At 57.6% G+C, this 2900-nt stretch carries 2 protein-coding genes and 2 pseudogenes; all 4 read left to right on the forward strand.

The window, feature by feature from the left end; genetic code table 11:
* A pseudogene (locus ATY29_RS34960) lies at positions 1-155 on the forward strand (type II toxin-antitoxin system VapC family toxin); the annotation flags it as partial.
* A gap of 319 nt (positions 156-474) precedes the next feature.
* Positions 475-1200, forward strand: a complete 726-nt coding sequence (locus ATY29_RS34965; RefSeq protein WP_085861359.1) for a DUF2726 domain-containing protein — start codon at positions 475-477, stop codon at positions 1198-1200.
* 90 nt (positions 1201-1290) lie between these two features.
* Positions 1291-2154 (forward strand): PGN_0703 family putative restriction endonuclease, encoded by an 864-nt coding sequence (locus ATY29_RS34970; RefSeq protein WP_085861358.1) that lies wholly within the window; start codon positions 1291-1293, stop codon positions 2152-2154.
* Positions 2155-2257: 103 nt separating this feature from the next.
* Positions 2258-2524 (forward strand): annotated as a pseudogene (locus ATY29_RS38260) (GIY-YIG nuclease family protein); the annotation flags it as partial.
* Between the last annotated feature and the right edge of the window lie 376 nt (positions 2525-2900).

The raw sequence follows: 2900 nt of genomic DNA on the forward strand, positions 1-2900 counted from the left end.
TTTTCAGTATGGGCATTGGCTATACAGATGCCCACTTGATGGCCTCAGTTCTCCTCGATCAACGAGCGGTCTTATGGACCAGAGACAAGCGTCTGCGGGCAGCGGCCGAAAAGGCGGGGGCTTCATTGCACACCCCTGCCAACGCGCGAAACTAAATGCTATATCGAAGCACTCATGCTGGTCGTGAGCCGCCTGAGCGCAGAGTTCCGATCGATCCTTTATGCGATCTTTTTAGCCCGAAACGAGAACACCATGGCAACACGCCTGGCACTGACTCTCGCTTTCGCTGCGCCAGCGATAAAGGAATCCTGGCTGAAACGGATGTCGACTAGTCGCTAGACTCATCGGTCCCTCCGGAACAGGAAATCGATCGTCGGGTAGAAGTCTGCGGCGTGTGAGACCTCATTCTTTTGGATAACTTTCCGCGCGCCGCAAATGCGTCATACTATCTTGGCGGGAAATCCGGAGAGGGGCATGCAATATCGCCAGAGGTCGGTGCTGTTCGCAGCACCTTGGCTGATCATCGGAGCTGCCGCAGCCGGCGCTTCGGGCGGCATAACCATTGCGGACTTTGAAAAGCCCGAACTGCTAATCGCCGCGCTGCTCGTGGGTATTATCATCGGCATGGCCGTTGAGCAGTACCTAACCGCGACGAGCAGACTGGCGTGGCGAGAGAGAAACAGGTCGCAATCGGAGCAAAGGCGCTGGAACGAGCGCGTCATACAAGGCCCCTGGCTTCAGACCCCAGCTGCTCAGCCATTGCGGCCAATCGATGCCACGGATCAACTGCGTATCGTGATGCGCTCGAAGTTCACCATCCAACCATTACTGAACAAGAGCGAAGCCCGGGTGTTTCGGGAACTCGACAGTGTGGTGATCGGCTGCAATTCGTCCTGGCAGGTGATGGCTCAGGTTTCACTGGGCGAGATCCTGCGAAGTGCCGACCCAGACGCCTACAGTTGCATCAATTCCAAGCGTGTCGACTTACTGCTCGTGGACAGCAACTGCCGACCGCGGCATGTCATCGAATACCAAGGCGGAGCGCATCATCAAGGCGCAGCGGCCGCGCGCGACGCCGTAAAGAAAGAGGCGTTGCGACGCGCCGGAATTGGCTACCACGAGGTGGTGGCTGGCCAAACGACCCCGTCGGAACTCAGGCGATTGGTCGAGAAGCTGGTGGACAAGCCGAGTGTCACCTAACGCGACCCCATCACCAATGCCTGCACGGTTGAGCCTCTTCGATTGGAGGAAACCATCTTCTTGGCTTGATGGAATTGAGGCGCACCCAAGATGATCTCCGATTTCCAGGCAGTCCGCGAAAATCTATTTCCGGCCAGTCACGGAGCGATCGAGGACTGGGAGACGTTTCCCTGGCATCGTGACCGAACCAACCGAATTCAGGCCTATAAGGTGCATTCGTCGCAAGCCATCGCAACCGATGTGTTCGGCACACTCAAAACGAGCACAGATCGCGACCGCATTTTCGACGCCATCGCCGAGCGTGTGGGAGTGGCGCCGGGTGGTCCATGGGCGATAACACTCGAGTGGACCGATACTGATCGGCTTCTGGGGGAGCCGAGGCCGACGCAAGTCGATGCACTTGCTATCGGCTCCGCGGCAGCACTCGTCATCGAGTGCAAGTTCACCGAACCCGGAGGACAATGTAGCCAAACCGCGGTGTCAGGCTTTGGCGAGCGCCAATGCAACGGAAGCTACGTCGATCAGATCAACCCGGGCAACGGCGTGCGCTCACAGTGTGCTCTTACAGGCAAGGGCATTCGTTACTGGGAATATATCCCAACGGTCTTCGCTCTCGATACGGGTGTTGACCATACGCCCTGCCCTTTTAAGGGAGATGCCTATCAGTGGATGCGCAACGCCGTGCTGGCGGCAGCGCTCGGCAAGCACCGCCATCTTCAAGGAACTGCTCTCGCAGTCTTTGCCGATCACCCCAGTTTCCCGACGGCGCGGAAGGCGAAGCGGGGTCTGATGGATCCCAGTCTCGCGGGCCAATCTGCGATCACGCCCGTCTCATACCAGCAGATCATTGCGATCGCTTGCCAAGTCGGCCTCGACCGAGAACTCTGGAACGGCCTTGCTGCATGGGTCGATCACAAGATTGCTACGGCAGCAATGGGTTCACCTTCGAGCTAGCCTAGCCACTGGCGAAATTGACGGACCGACACCCAGAGGTGCGTTGGAACCTAGGACCGAGGAACCCGCTAGCCGTTGTAAATTCCTGAAATGGGAGGAAGTCTTGACTGAAGGGCACATATACATCCTATTCAATCCAGCCTATCGCGCAAACCAGTATAAGATCGGAATGACGACTCGGACGCCCGAAGAAAGGGCCGCCGAGATCTCGTCAGCAACGGGAGTGCCTCAAAACTTCGAAGTGCTGTTGTCCAGACGGGTGACGGATTGTTATCGGGCGGAACGGTTGATCCATCAGAGGTTGGCGGAGCATCGGTCCGGTTCGGACCGTGAATTCTTTCAGGTCAGTCTCAGTTTCGCGATTGATATCCTCAATGAAGTTGCCGCCTCAGTCGGACTTCGTCCGGAGAAACCAGCTGTACAGGAACCCAGCGCTCCGATGGCTGATACTGTGACCACAGGCGACATCGATCTTGTCCCGCGTAAACCTTCCGTAGGACCACAGAGGAGAAGGCAAGGAACGCCGGAAGGCACTGCCTCTTTCGAGGATCACATTGCCTACGCCGACGCGGTCAGGCAGCCGCTTCTGCGTGAGCTCCGTGACCACATACTGGCGATTGATGGCCGCTTGCGTTCGGGCGAGGTCGTCACGCCTCGGCAACGCATCGCCTACAAGGTTTGTAAGCGTCCGGCGAACGCATTTTCGGGTGTCGAGAGATGGAATCTATAGGCCGCGTTTCATCTCA

This window comes from Rhizobium hidalgonense (assembly GCF_002914525.1).
GTDB lineage: Bacteria > Pseudomonadota > Alphaproteobacteria > Rhizobiales > Rhizobiaceae > Rhizobium > Rhizobium hidalgonense.

Coding starts and splice junctions, on each gene's coding strand:
- ATY29_RS34965 (WP_085861359.1), top strand. CDS start 475: ATGCAATATCGCCAGAGGTCGGTGCTGTTCGCAGCACCTTGGCTGATC.
- ATY29_RS34970 (WP_085861358.1), top strand. CDS start 1,291: ATGATCTCCGATTTCCAGGCAGTCCGCGAAAATCTATTTCCGGCCAGT.